This is a genomic window from Paenibacillus sp. R-74696 (assembly GCF_055814915.1).
Genome location: NZ_JBPULM010000046.1, coordinates 315,550 through 335,207 on the forward strand (window position 1 = coordinate 315,550; position 19,658 = coordinate 335,207).

Annotated in this window: 15 protein-coding genes; 2 read left to right on the plus strand and 13 right to left on the minus strand. The window is 50.1% G+C overall.

The genetic code is table 11. The features are described 5' to 3' along the window. Nucleotides 1–2 precede the first annotated feature (2 nt). Entirely contained in the window at nt 3–2,204 is a 2,202-nt protein-coding gene (locus tag ACSR9A_RS25900; protein WP_473760726.1) for an RHS repeat domain-containing protein, read from the minus strand. A gap of 31 nt (nt 2,205–2,235) precedes the next feature. Then, nucleotides 2,236–2,655: a carbohydrate binding domain-containing protein gene (locus tag ACSR9A_RS25905; RefSeq protein WP_473760727.1), complete on the minus strand. Its 420-nt coding sequence runs from the start codon at nt 2,653–2,655 to the stop codon at nt 2,236–2,238. A 345-nt stretch (nt 2,656–3,000) separates the two neighbouring features. On the opposite strand from ACSR9A_RS25905, the gene ACSR9A_RS25910 reads away from it, so the two are divergent. Beyond that, complete coding sequence (locus ACSR9A_RS25910; protein WP_473760729.1) at nt 3,001–3,963, plus strand: RluA family pseudouridine synthase; 963 nt, start codon at nt 3,001–3,003, stop codon at nt 3,961–3,963. 113 nt (nt 3,964–4,076) lie between these two features. Here ACSR9A_RS25910 and ACSR9A_RS25915 read toward each other — a convergent pair whose 3' ends face one another. From ACSR9A_RS25915 to ACSR9A_RS25940, 6 genes are all read right to left on the minus strand, one after another. Continuing rightward, on the minus strand, nt 4,077–4,721 hold the full coding sequence (locus ACSR9A_RS25915; protein ID WP_473760731.1) for a PepSY domain-containing protein: 645 nt from the start codon (nt 4,719–4,721) through the stop codon (nt 4,077–4,079). 126 nt (nt 4,722–4,847) lie between these two features. Further along, nucleotides 4,848–5,594, minus strand: a complete 747-nt coding sequence (locus ACSR9A_RS25920) for a PepSY domain-containing protein (protein ID WP_473760732.1) — start codon at nt 5,592–5,594, stop codon at nt 4,848–4,850. A 173-nt stretch (nt 5,595–5,767) separates the two neighbouring features. After that, nucleotides 5,768–7,459 carry a dihydroxy-acid dehydratase gene (gene ilvD / locus ACSR9A_RS25925; RefSeq protein WP_473760734.1) on the minus strand — a complete coding sequence of 564 codons (1,692 nt, stop codon included), beginning with the start codon at nt 7,457–7,459 and terminating at the stop codon, nt 5,768–5,770. Nucleotides 7,460–7,483: 24 nt separating this feature from the next. Beyond that, complete coding sequence (locus tag ACSR9A_RS25930; protein ID WP_473760735.1) at nt 7,484–8,149, minus strand: GntR family transcriptional regulator; 666 nt, start codon at nt 8,147–8,149, stop codon at nt 7,484–7,486. A 136-nt stretch (nt 8,150–8,285) separates the two neighbouring features. Next, nucleotides 8,286–9,731 carry a sensor histidine kinase gene (locus ACSR9A_RS25935; RefSeq protein ID WP_473760737.1) on the minus strand — a complete coding sequence of 482 codons (1,446 nt, stop codon included), beginning with the start codon at nt 9,729–9,731 and terminating at the stop codon, nt 8,286–8,288. Next, nucleotides 9,728–10,435 (minus strand): response regulator transcription factor, encoded by a 708-nt coding sequence (locus ACSR9A_RS25940; RefSeq protein ID WP_473760739.1) that lies wholly within the window; start codon nt 10,433–10,435, stop codon nt 9,728–9,730. Before ACSR9A_RS25940 ends, ACSR9A_RS25935 begins: the two co-directional genes overlap by 4 nt. 414 nt (nt 10,436–10,849) lie before the next feature. On the opposite strand from ACSR9A_RS25940, the gene ACSR9A_RS25945 reads away from it, so the two are divergent. Further along, on the plus strand, nt 10,850–11,146 hold the full coding sequence (locus ACSR9A_RS25945) for a DUF6509 family protein (RefSeq protein WP_341279013.1): 297 nt from the start codon (nt 10,850–10,852) through the stop codon (nt 11,144–11,146). Nucleotides 11,147–11,213: 67 nt separating this feature from the next. Here the strand turns inward: ACSR9A_RS25945 and ACSR9A_RS25950 are convergent, their stop codons facing one another. The 5 genes from ACSR9A_RS25950 to ACSR9A_RS25970 all read right to left on the minus strand — a co-directional run bounded on the left by ACSR9A_RS25950 (nt 11,214) and on the right by ACSR9A_RS25970 (nt 19,623). Then, nucleotides 11,214–14,138, minus strand: coding sequence for an S-layer homology domain-containing protein (locus tag ACSR9A_RS25950; RefSeq protein WP_473760742.1), 2,925 nt, complete (start codon nt 14,136–14,138; stop codon nt 11,214–11,216). Nucleotides 14,139–15,292: 1,154 nt separating this feature from the next. Beyond that, on the minus strand, nt 15,293–15,562 hold the full coding sequence (locus tag ACSR9A_RS25955) for a glutaredoxin family protein (protein WP_473760744.1): 270 nt from the start codon (nt 15,560–15,562) through the stop codon (nt 15,293–15,295). Nucleotides 15,563–15,596: 34 nt separating this feature from the next. Further along, complete coding sequence (locus ACSR9A_RS25960; RefSeq protein WP_473760746.1) at nt 15,597–17,726, minus strand: ABC transporter ATP-binding protein; 2,130 nt, start codon at nt 17,724–17,726, stop codon at nt 15,597–15,599. A gap of 45 nt (nt 17,727–17,771) precedes the next feature. Then, on the minus strand, nt 17,772–18,668 hold the full coding sequence (locus ACSR9A_RS25965) for an ABC transporter permease (RefSeq protein WP_473760748.1): 897 nt from the start codon (nt 18,666–18,668) through the stop codon (nt 17,772–17,774). Nucleotides 18,669–18,696: 28 nt separating this feature from the next. Further along, complete coding sequence (locus ACSR9A_RS25970) at nt 18,697–19,623, minus strand: ABC transporter permease (RefSeq protein ID WP_473760749.1); 927 nt, start codon at nt 19,621–19,623, stop codon at nt 18,697–18,699. Nucleotides 19,624–19,658: the final 35 nt, after the last annotated feature.

The window sequence follows — 19,658 nt, forward strand, 5'->3', positions numbered from 1 at the left end:
CATTATTTAAATACATACTTTATACCGTGGCTCGTAAGAGCATCTAATATTCTTTGATCAGCACCAATTTTACCTGTACTAGGACTTCTAAAAAATACCCATGTAGCCCCATCTATTGAGCCATTGCCCAATAATTCAGCATCTTTTCTTATTTGTGTCATCGCTTTAGTGGAGTACTTAACATAACCCATTTTTGATTCGTAAGCAATGCCATTTGATAGCTGATCTATATATCTTGCTCCTAAACTTGTTTTAAAATATTGATTTGGCTTTCCTCCAACAAGTTCTGCAAGTTTAAGTTCACCAAGTACTCCAACATGAGAATTTCTAGCAGCTCTTGTCACACTTGCTGTTGTAGAAGAAACTCTCGGTGCTTTAGGCATACTTAAATGCAGTGAGACTGAAAGACCAGAAATATACTGATCAAATGCTGCTTGATCATATTGATATTTAGCTTCAAATGCATACATCAACTGTTGTTTTGCCCAAGATGCTTGACCTGCAGTATAACCTGACATTGTTGCCATATTAAATAAGTACTTAAAAGTATTGTTCCCATCTTCTTTAGCATCAGGGAAGAAATTCAACGTTTGGTTCCCCAAAAAAGATTTTATTCTCCAAAAACTAGCTGAAGAATCCGTGTCTTGACGAGCAATATCGATAAGAGTACCAACTACATGCCCTTGACTTGCATGTCCTGAAGGATCAATGTTTATCAGAGGGTTATTATGCACATAAGTATAAAGATTTTGACTTAATGGGTTGGATAACTCCCCTTCATACGTATCCTCATTAATAAACCTTCCCATCCCCGGATCATACCAACGAGCACGAAGATACTGTAAGTCAGTCGTATCATCCCAATACTCGCCGGAATAACGGAAAGAATTTGCCACACTCTCTGTTGCTTTGAGCGAATTTCCCCAAATATCATATTCGTATTCATTTAAAATTGCACCCGTTGTATCTCGTATTGATACGACATCACCATGCCCATTTTGCGAGTAGTATCCTTTTGTTCCTGTCGAATTCTCCTGCATAACAAGGCCGTTTCCAAGCAAATAACTCACTTTTTCCTTGACTGTCCCATTTGATTGCACGATGCCCTCAGCAATCATTTGATTACCATTATAATAATAACGAGTCGTTACCCCATTTTCATGCCGCTCCACCATCAAGTTATCTCCGTTATAACGGTATGTCACATTTTCCCCATCGGTTTTAACTACTTTCTTTAATCGATCCCACTCATCATACTCATAGGAAAGATTATCTGTAAGCCCTACCTCACTATCACTGGATAGCGTTTTTCTATTTCCCCGATTGTCATAGGAGTACGATTCATTGAACGGAGTCGATGTCTCAATTCGGTTTAATACATCGTATGTGAAAAGTTTATCAACCTCTGACTGATCAGCACCCTGCTCATTAATACCTGTAATATTGCGGCTCACATCATATAGATAGCTATAATTGGATGCAATTCCTCCATCTACCTTCAACTGCTTCAAATTCGTCAGCTTTAAATCAGTATAACTATATTCTGTCAACATCCCATTCGCCTGCTGCTTCTTGGCAAGTTGACCGCCTGTATCATAGGTATAGCTTTCCTGAACGGAACCATTCCACGAGACATTATTTAGTTGATTGTTATTAGTATAGCTATAAGATGCAGTATCCCCAAAAGGTGTTGTTACACTTGCTACTTGACCACGTACATCATAACCATATTCAAGCTTCTTACCGTCTGAATAGATGACGGAAGCCAACTCCGCTGTATATGGTTTATACGTATATTGAGTCGTCCCCGTGCTATCCGTCATCGTTTTCCGTGAACCGTTATCGGTATACGTAAAGGAAATCGTTTCACTCGGTCCTTGCTTGGATAACAATAAATTACGGTTAGTATAAGAATATTGAAATACCTGACCTGTTTTATCAATCAATTTGCTTCGATTACCGTTGGCATCATAGTAGAATTTCCCACTATTCTGCTGTGCATCGGTGCTGCGAATAACACGACCAAGTTCATCATAAGCCTTCGTTTGCACATTTGCATCAGGAAAGATTGTTTTCGTCAAATTACCTGCCTGATCATATTCATAACTTGTCATTTCATTCTTCGCATTCGTAACCGAAGCAAGCTGCCCCAGCATTGTGTAGGTAAACGTCGTAGCTTGCTGCTTGGCATCCAACTGCTGCACGATCTGCCCATTAACGGGATGATACGTATTTTTAATCAGTTCGATTGGATACCTTCATACTTCGTATGCCTCCATAGGCAGCTTCTTGCGAATTAGTAAGTAAAACTCCGTCCCCCTGACCCATCCACTCATAAACACCGTCATTTTCAAAATCTTGATATAGATCAGGCCCCACAACAACTGGAGGTTCTGTCGATGGTTCTTCCGTTGTTTTGGTGACCGCAGCGGTTAACCTATTCCCATTAGCATCATAGGTGAACTCTACATGATCCCCATTCGGATATTCAATTTTAGTCAAGCGATTTAATGAGTCATACGTATACGTTGCCGCAAAAATCGAGGAACTGACCAAACAAAAAATAATAACAGCAAGCATACCGATTTTTACGATAAATGCCCTGTTATTATCCTTAATGATGTGTTCTCTTTTTAACTTTCCCTCTCTTGCCAACCCTTATCACCCTTTGACTTTGAATTATGTACAAACATTACTATATGTTAGTTTTTATTTTTTCACCTTAGCTTATTTTGTCGAAAATACAATTAATTTGTCGAATTTATAAAATATTTTACTTGATTCTACATTTCACTTATGATCGTCACTAAAAGCACCCTAACAATAGTAAAAAATCACAGTTTCTCTACCCATATAGGGGCTTTGCGCTTTTCCTATTGCATACACACAAGTTAGTGATGCCTCAGCCTATCCGTCATTTTTCAACCTCCCTGCATAGAATTATCCCTTCCAACCGTGGTATAGTGATAGCAGCAGTGAACAAGCAGGGGGTATTTAAGCATGTCTAGGAAACAAAATGAAGGCGGCAAGCCGCGTAAAGCCGCGAAGGCCAAGCAATTCACGGTCAATGAGCCGTCGGAGCTGCTGGCTTTTTTATTGATCCACTTGGCCAGTATGGGACGCAATTCTGTAAAATCAGTTTTGGCGCGTGGGCAAGTATCGGTTGATAAGCGCGTACAAACGAAATATAATTTTCCGCTCGAGGTCGGGCAGACGGTTTCCATAAATACGGAAAAGGCGGTAGAAGCTCCGCCGCTTATGGGACTCACCATTTTACACGAGGACGATGCCATTATCGTCGTGCAGAAGGATGCGGGACTGCTTTCCATCGCTTCCACCAAGGACGAGCAGGAGGTTACCGCTTACCGCCAGCTGACGGCGCATGTCCGAACCTTCGATCCGAAAAATCGGATTTTCGTCGTACATCGCCTGGACCGTGACACCTCGGGTGTCATGATGTTTGCCAAAACCGAGAAGGTGCAGCAATCGCTCCAAAACAACTGGCAGGAAGCCGTTAAGGAGCGCTCCTATGTAGCGCTTGTAGAAGGCAAAGTACGCAAACCCGAAGGCACCATCCAATCGTGGCTCAAGGAAAGCAGCACGCTGAAAATGTATTCCAGCTCCCATCCGAATGATGGACAGCATGCTGTAACCCACTACAAGCTAATTCAGGCTAACGACAGCTTCTCCTTATTGGAGGTGCATTTGGAGACTGGCCGCAAAAATCAGATCCGCGTCCATATGGAGGACATCGGCCATCCCATTACCGGGGATAAAAAATATGGAGCGCGGCTTAAGCCTATCGGCAGACTCGGTCTGCATGCGCGCGTGCTTTCTTTCGAGCATCCGCTGACCGGCAAGCTGCTCCGTTTTGATACGGGCATTCCCAAGCTGTTTCTTAATCCGTTTAAAAATGCTGCTCCAGCCCCGCAGGCTGGGCAAGCACCAAGAAAACAGCGCTAAAGCTGCATAAGCAGCTTTGTGCCAACTATAAAAGGGAGCATCCGCAGATGCCCCCTTTTTTGTAATTCAATCGCTTTATTTTCAAAATAATTACGCTCGCTTGCTACGATTGCTTAATCCTCATCATAACGATCATCGTCATCGTAGTCATCATCATTGTCGTAATCTTTATCCACGGACAGCACTTTTCCCGTTGCTGCGTCAACTTCCACTTCGGCTTTACCGCCAGTAATGCGCAGATCAACCTCGTAAATGATTCTGCCATCTTCACGATCACGCTGAACCTTGACTACTGTACCTCCAACTTTTGCAACCGCAATAGCTCCAGCCTGTTCAGCCGTCTTTAAGGCTGTCGTTCCCGTGCTAGTTGATGGACTCGCAGCCGGCTGATTCACTGTTCCTGCATTTGACGCTGTTCCCGCTGGTGCTGTCGTCGCCTGAGCTGCACGGCGATCGTCGTCATCATCATCGCTGTCATAAATGCCTAACAGCTTGCCGCTGTAAGCATCGATGTGCACATCGACTTCATCCTTATAAGCTCCGCGCTCGACTTCCACCTCGTAAAAGATGCCTGTTTGATTCCGCTCCAGGTCTACACCGTCAATTCGGCCCTCTACATGCTTCAAGGCGATTTTTTTCGCTTCGGCTTTGCCGATCAAGGTTTTCGTATTGGAAGCAGCCGTTGCCGCACCGCCCATTGCGCCGAGCGCCAACGTAACCGATACAACGCCAATCCAGATTTTTTTATTCATCATCATCTTGTTCCTCCCATTTTCAAATGTCTCTCGCTTGTCTCACCCTTACTTTACCTGCGGCAAATGAGATGACCATGACAGCAACATTAGAATTTGATGATAAAAAGCTGAGTCTGCGCTCATTTAAACTTAATCATCCTCTTGATCATCGTCCTCGTCCCATGTAATTGACATGATGGCTCCCGTTACAGCATGAATCTGCACCGTAGCCTCACGGCCGTCTGGCGTATCGATTTCGACTAAATAATACCGGCTGCGGTCGGAGCTTTTCAGCTCGGTATCCTCCACCTTGCCTTTTACCTGCTTGAGCGCGATCGCTTCCGCTTCATCTGGAGATATGCCCTGTTTGGCAGGTGACGCCGCTGGCAGTTTCCCTCCATTGCCATCACTTGGCTTAGTGGTTGGCTTCGAGCTTGGATTAGAATTTGGATTAGTGCTTGAATTTGGTGCTGGGCTTGAACTTTGCTCTGGGCTCGGCGTTGCCACCGGGCTCTGATCGGGCGTCGGCTCTGCCGCTGGCGTCGCAGTTGGCGCAGCTGTAGGCTCGTTTGCTGAGGAAGCAGGAGGCGATTCCCCAGCAGCAGGCAGCTCGCCTTCTAAAAGCTTTATAGAAACAATGCCTCCGCCTTTCGCATCGACAGCCACATCGTACATGCCCTTCTCAGCCTGCAGCTTAACTTCATAGACGCTGTCGTTCAGCTTAGCGCTAACGATTTTCCCAACATATTGCTGAAGCACCTGCTCGCTTGCTTGCTCCTCCGTAATGGAAGGCCGGGCGTCAGCAACAGATTGCCACCATAATCCTCCACCAATACAGATAATGACCACGCAAGCTATCGTTATGCCAAGCACCAGTCTCGCTTGCTTTTGTCGCATCTTCACACCCCATTTATATCAGAAACATGCCTTTCAAGCTCGCTGCTTGAAAGGCATGCTGTATTACAACCTATTATATAACCTGTGGATTAGAATTTGGTGAGAACGAAAACTGTCCGTCGATTCAAGTCGGTGCTCTCTACTCTACCCTGCCAAAGCCTAGTCTATGCTGATTACAAATCCAGATCAGTCACCGCGCCTTGCGAAGCGGAGGATACGAGCCTCGCATATTTGCCTAACACGCCTGTTCTTACTTTCAGCGGCGGCTGCACCCACTTGGCAAGCCTCAATTCAAATTCCTCAGACGAAATTTCCATGTTCATTTCCTGCGTCTCGCTATCGATTGTAATAATATCTCCCTCTTGCAGCAAGCCGATTGGACCGCCAACCTGAGCCTCAGGCGTGACGTGTCCGACAACAAAGCCATGCGAACCGCCCGAGAAGCGTCCATCGGTCATAAGCGCCACTTCGCCGCCAAGTCCTTTCCCGCTTATCATCGCGGTAATGGACAGCATTTCCGGCATGCCGGGTCCGCCCTTAGGTCCGACATATCGAATGACGAGCACATCGCCTTTCTTGATCTCATCGCGCGCTATCGCATCGGCAGCCTCCTGCTCGCTGTCATATACTCGGGCTGGGCCGCTAAAGCGCATCTTTTTAAGGCCCGACATTTTAGCGACTGCCCCATCAGGTGCCAAATTGCCTTTCAAAACAACCAAAGGTCCTGTTGGCTTTAATGGCTGCTCGAAGGAACGAATGACATCCTGTCCGTCTTCAAGCGGCTCGGCATCCGCCAAATTCTCTGCAAGCGTTTTGCCTGTTACGGTCATACAGTCACCATGCAGCAGCCCTTTCTCAAGCAGCAGCTTCATAACGCCCGGCACACCGCCGATATTGTTCAAATCCTGCATCACATATTTGCCGCTTGGCTTCAAATCGGCCAGATGGGGAACGCGGCTGCGCACCCGTTCAAAATCATCCAGCGTCAGCTTCACGCCTGCCGAATGCGCGATCGCCAGCAGATGAAGCAGCGCATTGGTTGAACCGCCAAGCGCCATGACGACGGTGATCGCATTTTCGAAAGCTTTCAGCGTCATAATGTCGCGGGGGCGAATATTTTTTCTCAGCAGCTCAATAACCGCTTTGCCCGCTTCCGTACATTCCACCGATTTATTTGGTGCAATGGCTGGCGTAGACGAGGAGCCGGGAAGTGCCATACCCATCGCTTCTGCCGCCGAAGCCATCGTATTCGCCGTGTACATTCCGCCGCATGCGCCAGCGCCTGGACAAACGCTGCATTCTACCTCATGCAGCTCCTCATCCGTCAGCTGCCCTTCCTGATATTTCCCGACTGCTTCAAAGGCCGTAACGATATCAACATCCTTGCCATGCAGCTTGCCTGGCTGAATCGTGCCGCCATATACATAAACAGACGGAAGATTCATTCGGCCAATGGCCATCAGGCAAGCCGGGGTATTTTTGTCACAGCCGCCAATCGCCACGAGTCCGTCAAACCGCTCAGCATTAACGACCAGTTCAATGGAATCGGCGATCGTTTCCCGGCTCGGCAGCGAGAACAGCATCCCCTCATGTCCCATCGAAATGCCATCCGACACCGTAATCGTATTAAAAATAAGCGGAGCCCCGCCATGCTGCTTGACCCCAGCCTTTGCCTCCCGCGCCAGCTGGTCAATATGAATGTTGCACGGCGTTACCTCGCTCCATGTGCTGGCGACGCCAACCATCGGCTTTTTGAAATCCTCATCCTGAAACCCTACCGCCCGCAGCATCGCTCGGTTCGGCATCCGGTTTACCCCTTCGCTTATATCCTTGCTGCGTCCACGCAAATCTTCCTTTTCGGACATGTCCATTCATCCCTTCATCGTTGGTTAAATAATGGCATAAAGCTCACGCATAGGGCGCAGTAAATTTTGCTTCATCATGGCTGCCGCCCGTTCAGGATCACCAGCCTCCATAGCTTCAATAATTGCCTGATGTTCCTCGACTGATACATGCGTCGCCTGAACAGGCTGTTTTAGAAACACATATTTAAAGCGGCGAATATGTACCTGGAGTGAGGCGCTGTAAGAGGCCAGGTATTCATTATCTGCGGCTTCCACGATCACATTGTGAAACTGCTCGTCGAATTCCATGGCCTGAAAGGGCAGCCCCTGTTCAATCGCCGATGCAAACTCGGCATTCAGCTGCCGTAGCTGTTCAATTTGTTCGGGTACAATGACACTGGCAGCCGTCTCTGCTGCTAATGTGTGCAAGGAAGCCATCGTCGAATACATTTTCAAAATATCGGATTTCTCCAAGCTTTTGACCTTCGTGTAGTTGCCCGGATACACCTCCACGAGCTTCTGCACTTCAAGTATTTGCAACGCTTCGCGGACAGGCGTCCTGCTGACTCCTAAAGCTTCCGCCAGCTCCGCATCGCCAATCTTCTCGCCGGGAAGCAATGTACCATCAATAATCCATCGCTGAATTTGAGAAAGCGCTCGTTCTTTCGCTGAAATTTTAATCGGTGTTGTAAAATGACTCGGAATAGGCATACGCATCTTCCTTTCTTGTATGTAATATATCGCATACATATACGTATATCAATCTTTTTTTATCCATTTTTATATAAAAAAAAGAAAGCAGCCCTCTGGACTACTTCGGGCTGCTTCAATCATCGTATAGCTGCTATTATCCTGCTTCCGTTCTTTTCAGTCTAATCGTCGCCGTCGTTCCGACGTTTTCCTCGCTTGCAAGCGCTAGGCTAGCGCCAATAGCTGCAGCGATTTCCTTCGCCAAAGCGAGCCCAAGCCCGGCACCGCCAACATCATGGCGGCTTCTTGCCTCATCGACCCGGTAGAAGCGGTCGAATACTTTAGACAGCGCGGCCTGCGGAATGCCGATGCCCCGGTCAATGACCCGGATCTCGCTGTAATCGCCGCTCGCGCCAATTTCCAGCGTAATCGCAGCGCTGCTGTATTTGCGCGCATTATCCAGCAGAATAAACAGCAATTGGCGCAGCTTATTCGCATCTGCATACCCATAAATGCCCGGCTGCTCTCCTTCGCTGCCTGCCTCCAAATTCGATGCATTCGTCGCTGCTTCCATGTCCGCCCCGGCAGGCTTGCCCTCGCTGCTGGCAAGCCGCACCTGAATATCCCGTCCATACGCCTTCTGAAAGGCTTTGGACGACTCACTGGCGAGCCGCGTCAGATCAACGCTTTCCATCGTCAGGTTCCACTGCTCCTTGTTGCGGGCCAGCAGCAGCAATTGTTCGGTCATCTCCTTCATCCGCACCGCTTCGGAGTGAATCGCATCTATCGATTCGACGAACAGGTCAGGGCGATCCAGCCCCCGGCGCTTCAATAAGCTGGCGTAGCTTTCAATGACCGTAAGCGGCGTTTTCAGCTCATGGGAGGCATTGGAAACAAATTGCTCCTGCTTCTCAAAATTCGTCTCCAGCAAGGCGATCATATCGTTGAAGGTCGCTCCCATTTCCGCAAGCTCATCCTGCGACTTGCCTTCCGGCTTGATTTTTATGAAGGTCCCGCTGCGCTGGATCGCCCGCATCGTATGCGTCATATGGGCGATGGGACGCACGATGATGCTTCCGAGCAGGCGCCCCGAAGCAATAACAGGAATCATTGCGATGCCTGTTACCGCCAGCAATACAATTTGCAGCACCTTCAGCTGGTCTGCCGTGTCCTGCACGCTTTCCGTCACCTGAATATTGACGACTGCCCCATCCGTCCAAATGACCGGAATCGATACAAGGGCATAGCTGTTTCCCTTATAATCAATGCTTTCAATCCGCTTCTTCTCTGCATAGACAGCATCTCGCTCGCTGAGCTGCTGCTCGCCTGGCGCAGTAACCAGCAGCTTGTCCGCTCCTTCAGCTGTCACCATGCGCAGCATGCCGTTCAAGGGCACATACGCACGCAGCAAATCTTCTGTCGGAACTGTCCCGGCCGACTTCAGCATGCCTTCGGAAATTTTCAAAGCTTCCGCCTCTACCCGCTCCATTTGACTCGTAATCGTCAATTTGCTGAAGAGTGCATAGACGGACAAATTCATAGCTACGAGCAAAACAGCGAATAAAGCAGAGGAATAAAGATGAATCCGGCTGCGCAGCTTCATTGCGCTTCCTTGAGCACGTAGCCGACTCCGCGCACCGTATGAATCAGCTCGCTGGCAAAGCCTGTATCCACCTTTTTGCGCACATAGCGAATATATACATCGACAACGTTCGTGTCGCCGTAGTAGTCATAACCCCAAACTGCCTCAACAATCTGCTCGCGTCCCAGCACTTGGCGCTGATGCTTCAGCAAATAGCTGAGCAGATCAAATTCGCGCGGCGTCAGCTCGATGCTTTTGCCCGAGCGAATAACCTCGCGCGTCGTTTCATTCAGCTTTAAATCGCCGGCCAGCAGCCATGTCTCATCCACTAGCCCTGCGCTTGCTGCCTCCGCTGGAACAAGGCGTTGTCTAAGCGCTGCTCGAATTCTTGCCAGCAGCTCCTCAATTTGAAACGGCTTCGTCATATAATCGTTAGCGCCCAGATCAAGCCCCGAAACCTTGTCCTCTACGGAGCTTTTCGCTGTCAGCAAAATAACAGGCGTAGCCGCGTCAGCCGCCCGGATTCGCCGTAATATTTCGATGCCGCTTATGCCCGGAAGCATGACGTCAAGCAAGACTAGATCCCATTCACCCGTGCGGTACAGCTCAAGCGCCTGCAAGCCATCATTTGCCTTAGAAACGCGATAGCCCTCCGCCTCCAGTTCAATTTCCAGCACCCGGGCGATCTTTTGCTCGTCCTCTACAATCAATATGGACTCATTCATTGCTGTCCCTCCCTGTCTCTCCGCTCTTGCCCACATGCTCAAGTCAGCATGTATGATTACGTTTATATTAGGCTATTTGTGGCAGGAGAAGCAACAACCCCGCCAAGCCGCAAGCTCAAATACCCAATTAGATACTTATTATTCCAATAAACAGGAGGAATGCTGTTTCAAATTTCGACAAAACGATTAATAATAGCTACAAGCTTGTATATTTATGCGAGGGGGTCCATGTGATGAAGCTCCGCCGTTATTTGGCACAACTTGTAATCGCTATTTCCGTCCTGCCGCCTAAAGGCGACAATACCGACAAAGCACATAAATCGAGCTAATAAATCCAGCTAATACATAGGAAAGACTGCCTTGGCTAAGCAACTCTGCTATAATGGAAGGAAAACCACATCAAAGGATGATACGATGATTGAAATTTCCAGCTATAGCGTGCAATATATTAAAGACCCTTTCGGCATTTTAACCGGAAAACGCTACGAGTTTATAATCGATATTGAAGCAGCCGAGGACGACGATATTTATTCGCCTAAAGGGCTTTATGTACGTGCCGTATTTGCCAAGGATGGCGAGCAAGCCAAAATTGCCAAGCACGAAATTATCGAGCGCGAGACGGAGCGCATTTTGGATTTTGAGCTGGAAGACGAGGAAGAGCAGCTTGTGCTGGCCTTCTGCCTGGAGCATTGGCACGAAGCTGAGGAATAGAGGTCTGATGAAAAATAGGGCTGGTCCGCAAGCATAAACATCTGCTTGCGAGCCAGCCCTTCGTCTATTACTCTGTTTTTGCAGCTTGCGAGAATAGTGTATGGAGCCTATAGATGACGACCGTTGCATCCGCACGGTTAGTCGGCTTTGTCGCGCCGAAGCTGCCGTCAGGCTTGCCCTTCATTAACCCCGCTTGTGCTGCGAGCGTTACTGCATCCTTCGCATAAGCAGCAATGGTGTCGCTATCGCTGAATGCAGGCACGCTGCCCGCAGGCAGTTCCGGCAGCGGCTGGCCTGTCGCCTTCCACCCGCTCGCCAGCAGGACTGCCATGTCCTGCCTTGTTATCGGCTGGTTCGGCTCAAATAGGCTGCCATCCCCGCCGCTTCCTTGAGCCAGAAGCGTTGTTATGCCTGCTTTCTCGGCTGCGGCAATATATGGCGCATACCAGGCGCTTGCAGGCACATCAGCAAAGCTTGACTCACCCTCTGGTGCCAGTCCTAGCGTGCCAACAAGCAGCTTGACGAATTCCGCTCTAGTGACCTGCGCCCCCGGTTGGAACTGCGTTTCATTTTTCCCTGTTACAACGCCCTTGCCATATAAAAAAGCAATCGCCTGCTGCGCTTCCGCATACACGCCGCCCAAATCCGTGAACTCGTAGCTGATGTCATCCTTTAATTCGCCAACGACAATACCCAGCCCATTCGTCGCCATATAGACACGACCGTACACTCTTGGATCGCCTGTAATCGCCGTATTAGCGGAACCAAATTGATGCTGGTCATCGTTGATGCGAACCCAGCTTTTTCCGAGATTCTTCGAGCGGAAAATACCAAATGTGCCGCCAATTTTCGCGTAGGAATAAAGCGTTACATTCGTTTTTCCCGGTGCTGCCTTGCCAAAACCAATCGTTGCCGCTTCCTCTACGCCTTCAAGCTTCGTAAACGTCATGCCAGCATCGGTCGAATGCCATAAGCCGTAGGCGCTATCGACCTTTTTGTTGTCTTTTGCCCCAGCGATCCAAATGTCGCCTTCTTTGCCCGGCATCGCCTTGAAATTGCTCGTTATCACTTGCGGCAAGCCTGTCGCCTTCGATGCGGTGAACGTCGCTCCGCCATCTTTGCTGACATAGAATACACCTGCGGCAAAGCCGTAGAAAAGCTTCGGATTTACCCGGTCCGCCGACACGCGCGCCTTCTCCGGCAAACCTTTGGACGCCGTCCACGTTTTTCCTAAATCGGTGGAGAAGCTGACCGGACGTGCCGCCAACTCATCCGCGCTGCTCGGGCTCCATACGATTGCACCGCCATCTGCGCTTACAGCAGCAAAGCCGCCGCTGGTTTTGTCCTCCTCTGCCGCTGTCCATGCGTTCGCTGCTGGCGTCCACGTTTTGCCATTGTCTGTGGAAATGCCCATTCTCGCCGCTGTCCCTTCCGCATGGCCGACACGCACGACGATATCTGGATTCAGCTCGGCAAAATCAATATCCGTGCTCGTTCCGATATACGGGCTCGTGATCATCTCCGGCGCTTGGTCAAGGCTTTCATGGCGGAAGCCGCCAATATCGCCCATCGCGCTCAGCAGCGGCGCCCCTGACGGCGGGCTGATGAGGCCAAGCACAGATGTTTCTTCGATACCGTCTGCCATGACGGTAATTGCAACCTTTTTGTCTTCGTCAAAATCCGTTAAGTTGTTCGCCCCGAACAGCGTAGCGCCTGTGCCGTACATCATATTGTCCGAATTAAACGGATCAATCTCTAAATCGCCAATCATCCAGCCAAGCTTAGGTGCGATTTCGGGAAGCTCTTTTTTCTCGCCCCAGTCCAGCCAAGGTGAATCCGCGTATTCGATCGTGAAACGATTTTCCCGGTTTGGATTTTTTGAAAAATCAAGCGTCCAGAACGGCTCCCACGTCGCGCCGCCATTCGTGCTGCGGTAAATAACATCATCTGGCCACCACTTGTTCATCGTCGCTACCATTAGCGTATTCGGCTGCCGCGCATCTATGGCCAGTCCGCCATACGGATTGTCCGTATTTCCGGTTGGGCTAATATCGGTCCAGACGCCTGTTGCCGTATCCAGCTTCCATACCGCGCCTTTGCCTCCATCATAGGGACCGACAAATTCATTGTAGGTAACATATAGATGGCCTTTACCGTCCAGTACCCCATGATGCGGCACAAAGCCTTGCTTCGGCTGCCCCGCTACTGCTTCCCATGTACCCCCGCCGTCCGTGCTGCGGTATATGCTTTGCTCATTGTCAGCCACGCCCACATAAATCGTTTGGGACTTCTTGCCCTTCGAGCCCGTCGCTTGATCGAACGTAATCCAAGCCACGCCAACGATATCGTCAAAATAATCCTTTACGTTGCCGCTCGCTGTAAAGCTGTCTACCTTGCTCCAGGTTTCACCGTAATCCGTACTGCGCCACAAGCCATTGCCGCTGCGCGCTCCGAGATACAAAATCCGATTGTCGTTCGGATCAATGACCAGCCGCTCGCCCATCGAGCGCCCCGGCATATTGCCGCCAAGCTTGAACGGCAGCACCGTGCGCTGCCAGCTGTTTCCTTTGTCAGTCGAGCGCAAAATCATGCCCGGCGTATCTGTCCAATCGTTCGTGTAGGTGCCTACCGCCGCATAAACCCGGTTCGTCTCCACAGGGTCGGTCGCGATGCTTTCCACACCCAGCATGCTCCATTCCTCGAAGCCCACAAAATCCAAGAGCTGAATCCAGCTTTGCGTCGCGGGATCAAAGCGATAAGCGCCGCCAATATCTGTCCGCGCGTAAATCAAATCCTTCTCTGAAGGATTATACACAATGCCGGGAACAAAGCCGCCACCTACGACCTTCGCTCTGCCCCAATCGTAGGCGGGCAGCTTCGTAGCTGGTTTGCTGCTGTTAGTGTCCTCCGCTTGCGCTGCCGCTGCGCTTCCAACTAGCGAAGCTGTTAATGCCGCTGCTGTCAGCAGGCTGCCAAATTTTCGAATAACCAATATAAATTCCACCCTTTCAATTTAAGGTTCCTACTTCTGTAAGCGCGAACATTTGTGAGGATCGAAATTTGCATGCGCTCGCTTCGTTATCTAAACTATTTTACTCTATTTCGGGCCGGTATTTATACCCTTATAATTAGTTTTAATCTCATGGTAAAATCAGAGGGATATTATGGTAGATTGCACATCGATAGGGTCAGGCGCGATTGTCGCTACTGCGAGAAAGGCCCCGCTTCCGGCCGCTGTTGTTTTCCGATTTCACTATTTATTCCTCGCTGAGGAGGAAATCTGAAAACAATAGTCCATGCCAATGATGCTTTCCTCCGGAAAGCTTTAGGCGTGCGCTGAGCATATGCTTACGAAGCGGCTTTCCTTCGGAAAGCTAGGCTCCTCCAGTTCCAACCTTTCTCTCCGCCGCTCCCCTGCACCTTCCCACTCTCTCCGTTCAACTACAATAAAGAAAAAGGAAAAAACCATCCGTCAGTAAAATAAACCTACTGACGGACAGTCTTTCCCTCTTAAACCTTCAGAAGGTTACGCTGTTAGACTCTATCCACTTTTTACTTTATGCTCTAATTATCTACTAATCTACTAATCTACTAATTTAGATTTTTAGGGCGTATATGCAAACATAAGCAAGCCAGATCCTGATCGAATTTAGCGTCAAATGCTTTCCCTCTCCTCCTGGAAATATCCCCCGCATGAATGTGAGCATATGTACCGAAAGGAAGTCTCATGTTTTTCGGTTCAGCGGTTTACTCCCACAAAAAGCTAGGCTTCGCGGACACTGCAGCCGCTATGACAACAGAATCAATGGTTATGCCATAGGCTGCGGACTCAGGAGCCGCTATTGCGCTGTCCTTAGCCATTTTGAAGGGTTGAGGAGAGCGATAGCGGTTTTCCTGTCCGCTTACGGCCCAAAATCGATTCAAAATGCAGAATAGCGGAAACTCAGTCCTCCAAAAAAGGGAGCGCCAAGAACTGTATGCTCTTAGCAATACTTGCTTGCTCCGGTTTGCATACACACCCTAGAGTTTGTAGCTCTTGTAGCTCTTGTAGCGCTTCTTCCCATCTCTGCCCCTAGACCGTCAACTCCGGTGCAGCAAGGTACTCCGGAGTTGACGAACAGTGGGCTTCATACGATATAGAAGCCCTTAGCCTACTACTGGGGCAGGTGAGATCAGGGCTTTGATTTTCTCCAAATCCCAATCCGTAACGGCGGTGTAGACGCCGTCGCTGCCGATTTCTACTACTGGCACGTGGCGGATGCCGTATTTAGCTTCAAGAACGTCTCGCAAATAATCCTTGCCTTCAATATCAATATTTTCATAGGGTTGGTTGTTTTGCTCCAAAAATTGTTTAACTGTGCCACAATACTGGCAGCCTGTTTTGCTCCATACAATAACCTTTTTTGCTGCGGACATGGTTATACCCTCCTTTATAAATGCCAACCTACTATCAACCTAATACATAGTGGCAAGCGGCATAATGCTCGCTGCCAATGAGCTGCAGTTCGGGCTCCGCCTCCCTGCAGCGCTCCGTTGCCATAGGGCAGCGCGTATGAAAACGGCAGCCGGACGGCGGATTGGCCGGAGAAGGGATTTCTCCTTCAATCGCGCGAAATGTTCGCGTTCGCCCGGGGCCGGGCTGGGGAATGGAAGCAATTAACCCTTGCGTATACGGATGCGCTGGGCGGAGAAACAGCTCTTCGCTGGGCGCAATTTCGACCAGCTTGCCCAAATACATGACGCCGATCCGGTCGGAAATATGTCTGACGATATTCAGGCCATGGGCGATAAACAAATAGGTCAGATTCATTTTTTGCTGCAAATGCTGCATGAGATTGACGATCTGCGCCTGAACCGACACATCAAGCGCCGATACCGCTTCATCCGCGAGAATAAAGCTTGGATTAAGCGCTATGGCGCGGGCAATGCCAATACGCTGGCGCTGCCCGCCGGAAAATTCATGCGGATAGCGGCTGTACCAATCTGCCTTCAGCCCGACTAGCTCCATCAGCTCCTCCACGCGCGCTTTTCTTTCCTTGCTGCCAGACTTGTCATGGACGCGCAGCGGCTCGCCGATAATGTCACCGATACGCCAGCGCGGATTAACAGAGCCATACGGGTCCTGAAAAACAATTTGCATATCGCGCCGCGCCTGTCGCAGCTCAGAGCTGCTTTGCCCGGTCAGCTCCCTTCCCTGAAACTTAACGCTTCCAGCTGTCGCCTGCTCCAATTGCAAAATCACCCGACCAAGCGTCGATTTGCCGCTGCCAGACTCCCCAACGAGGCCAAAGGTTTCCCCTTTTTTAATGGAAAACGTAACATTGTCCACCGCTCTGACCTGCGGGCCCGAACGATGAAGCAAACCTCTCTGAATCGGATAAAATTTGCTTAGTCCGCTTACCTCGAATAGATTTTCGCCTTGCTGACCAGCTTCTTGGGGAGACCCAATCGGAGACTCTGTTCTAAGGGCATCTGTCAGCGTTACTGTGCTAGTGCTTTTGTCAGTGCTTTTGTCAGTGCTTTTGTCAGTGCTTTTGTCAGTGCTTTTGTCAGTGCTTTTGTCGGTGCTAGTGCTTGTGCTTGTTCCAGCAGCCCACTCCTCGGATTGAACGAGCTGCTCGGCATGCCAGCATGCGGTCAGTCGCTTGCCAAGCGCAATCAGCGGCGGGCTTTCGCTGCGGCAGCTATCCGTGGCATAAGAGCAGCGCGGGTGAAAGCGGCAGCCGGACGGCAGCTCTGACAGGCTCGGGATCGAGCCCTCGATAGAATGAAGCTTGACGCTGCGGTCGCTGTCCATCGTCGTAATCGATTGCAGCAGTCCTCGCGTATACGGATGATACGGCTGCTCGAACAGCTCCGCCGCCGTCGCTTGCTCAACAACCTGCCCGGCATACATGACGATAATGCGATCCGCCATCTCGGCGGCAATGCCCATATCATGGGTCACTAGCAAAATCCCCATATTAAATTCTTCTTTTAGCTCTTGCAGCAAATGGAGAATTTGCGCCTGGATCGTCACATCCAGAGCCGTCGTTGGCTCATCCGCTATAAGCAGCTCTGGACCGCAAGCGAGCGCCATTGCGATCATAGCCCGCTGCAGCATGCCTCCTGACAGCTCGCCAGGATACTGCTTCATCCGCGCCTCCGGCTCAGGAATGCCTACGCGGCGCAGCAAATGGACAGCCCGCTCCCATGCTGCACTCTTTTTGCCGCGCTTATGGCGCTCGATGACCTCGGTAATTTGGCTCCCGATTGTAAAAATCGGATCAAACGCCGCCATCGGCTCTTGAAAAACCATCGCCATCCGCTTGCCGCGCAGCGCGCGCAGCTCCTTCTCCGGCATCGCTACAAGATCCGCATCGCCAAGCCGCATGCTGCCTCCGGCAATAACGCCATTCTCATAGTCGATCAGGCGCATAATGGCTTTGGACGTAATCGTTTTGCCGCTGCCGGATTCGCCAACGAGACATACCGTTTCCCCAGGCGCAATATGAAGCGAAACGTCTGTAATTGCCCTTAGCAAGCCCCGTTTCGTCTTAAAATCAACCGTCAGATGCTCCATCGTGAGCAATTGGCTCATTTCGCTTCCTCCTTCCGCCTATCAAGCACGGCGTTCTATGCTGTCTTATGCTCTGCTTTGCTTCGGATCTAATTGATCGCGAACCTTGTCACCCAATATGTTGATGGAGAGAACAAACAGCGTGATGGCAAGGCCCGGAAAGGTGCAGATCCACCAGGCTACGGTCAAATAGCCTCGGCCCTGAGAGAGCAGCGCTCCCCAGTCCGGAATTTCTTTTATCGTGCCAAGCCCTAGAAAGTTAAGGCCTGCTCCGGTCAAAATCGCCGTGCCAATGCCGATTGCCGCCATGACAAACATTGGGGATAAAGAATTCGGCAGCACATGCCGTACAAAGATCGATAGGCTGGATGTGCCAATAGAGCGCGATGCAGTAATAAAGGGCCTTCCTTTAATGCTCATGATTTGCCCGCGCATTACCCGCGCGTACCCAGGTATCGATGCCGCCGCTACAGCAAGCACGACATTCATCAGGCTTGGCCCAAGCGCCGCTGCAATCGCAAGAGCGAGCAGCACGCCCGGAATCGTCATCAGCACGTCAATCAGCCGCATAAATACAGCATCTACCACACCGCCAATGTATCCCGCTATCGCTCCAATCGCTCCGCCCGTCACACAGCCGACAAGCACCGATATAAAACCGATCAGCAAGGAATCCCGGCTGCCATGCACGACAACGGTAAATACGTCACGTCCAAAATAATCGGTTCCGAACACATGCTGAAGACTCGGCGGCTGCATAATTTGATCCGTATCCATCAGCGTAGGCGAATAGGGAGCAATCAAGCTCGGAAATAAAGCACAGCTGATAATAAACAACACGATAACCGCTGCGGCATAAATCAGGAGATCCGTAGGCGCCAGCTTTATTTTTTTGCGGGATTTCGCAGCCCCTTCTGCCCTGCTTCCTTGCCATATCTGTTTGCCAATGACGGCTTGCTTCATTTGAATCTTTTGCCCCTTTCTGCCTACGCTACCCGGTACGCCTTACGCGCGGATCAATCAACGTATAGGAAATGTCCACAAGCAAATTCACAACAATGTACACGATCGCCGAGAAAAAAATAACGCCCTGCACGACCGGCAAATCCTTCGCCATAATCGCATCGGCAATAATTCGTCCAATGCCTTGGCGCGAGAATACCGTCTCAATGACCACCGTCCCCGCCATCAAATCGCCAATAATAACGCCGACCATCGTCAATGCGGGAATCAGTGCATTTCGCAGCGCATGCTTATACATGATGAACCGCCCCGGCAAACCCTTTGCCCGAAGTGTAACGATAAATGGCTCATTAATGACCTCAAGCATGCTATTGCGAACCATCCGCACGATAAAGCCTGAGCCAACGAAGCCGAGCGTAATGGCGGGCAGCACCAGCGTGCTGATGCCATCCGAGCCCATTGCCGGAAACCAGCCCAGCTGTACCGAGAAAATAAGAATCAGCAAAATGCCCGACCAAAATGTCGGCATCGAAATGCCGAACAAACCAACCATTCGCGCGACGATGTCAATCCAGCGATTGCGGTGAATCGCCGACAGTACGCCTAGGGTGACGCCGATAACGACGGCAATGAGCGAGCTTAACGCCGTCAAAGCGAGCGTGGCGGGAAAATGCTCAACGATCTTCGGCAATACCGGCTCCGAATTAACGATCGATTTGCCAAAGTCGCCCTGCAGCACATGCAGAAAATATTCACCGAACCGCTCATAGAACGGCTGGTTCAGCCCAAGCTGCTCCCGCAAATTAGCAATCATCTCCGGTGTGGCGGAAGACGGATCAAGAATAAGGAGCGCAGGGTCGCCGGGCAGCACATTGACGATACAAAAGACGAGCACCATCGTGCCGACCAGCACCAGCAAGGACGTATAAAGCCGAACGCTTACCGCTTTTAACATACTGCATCTCCGCTCCTTCCCAGCTTTTATACTTA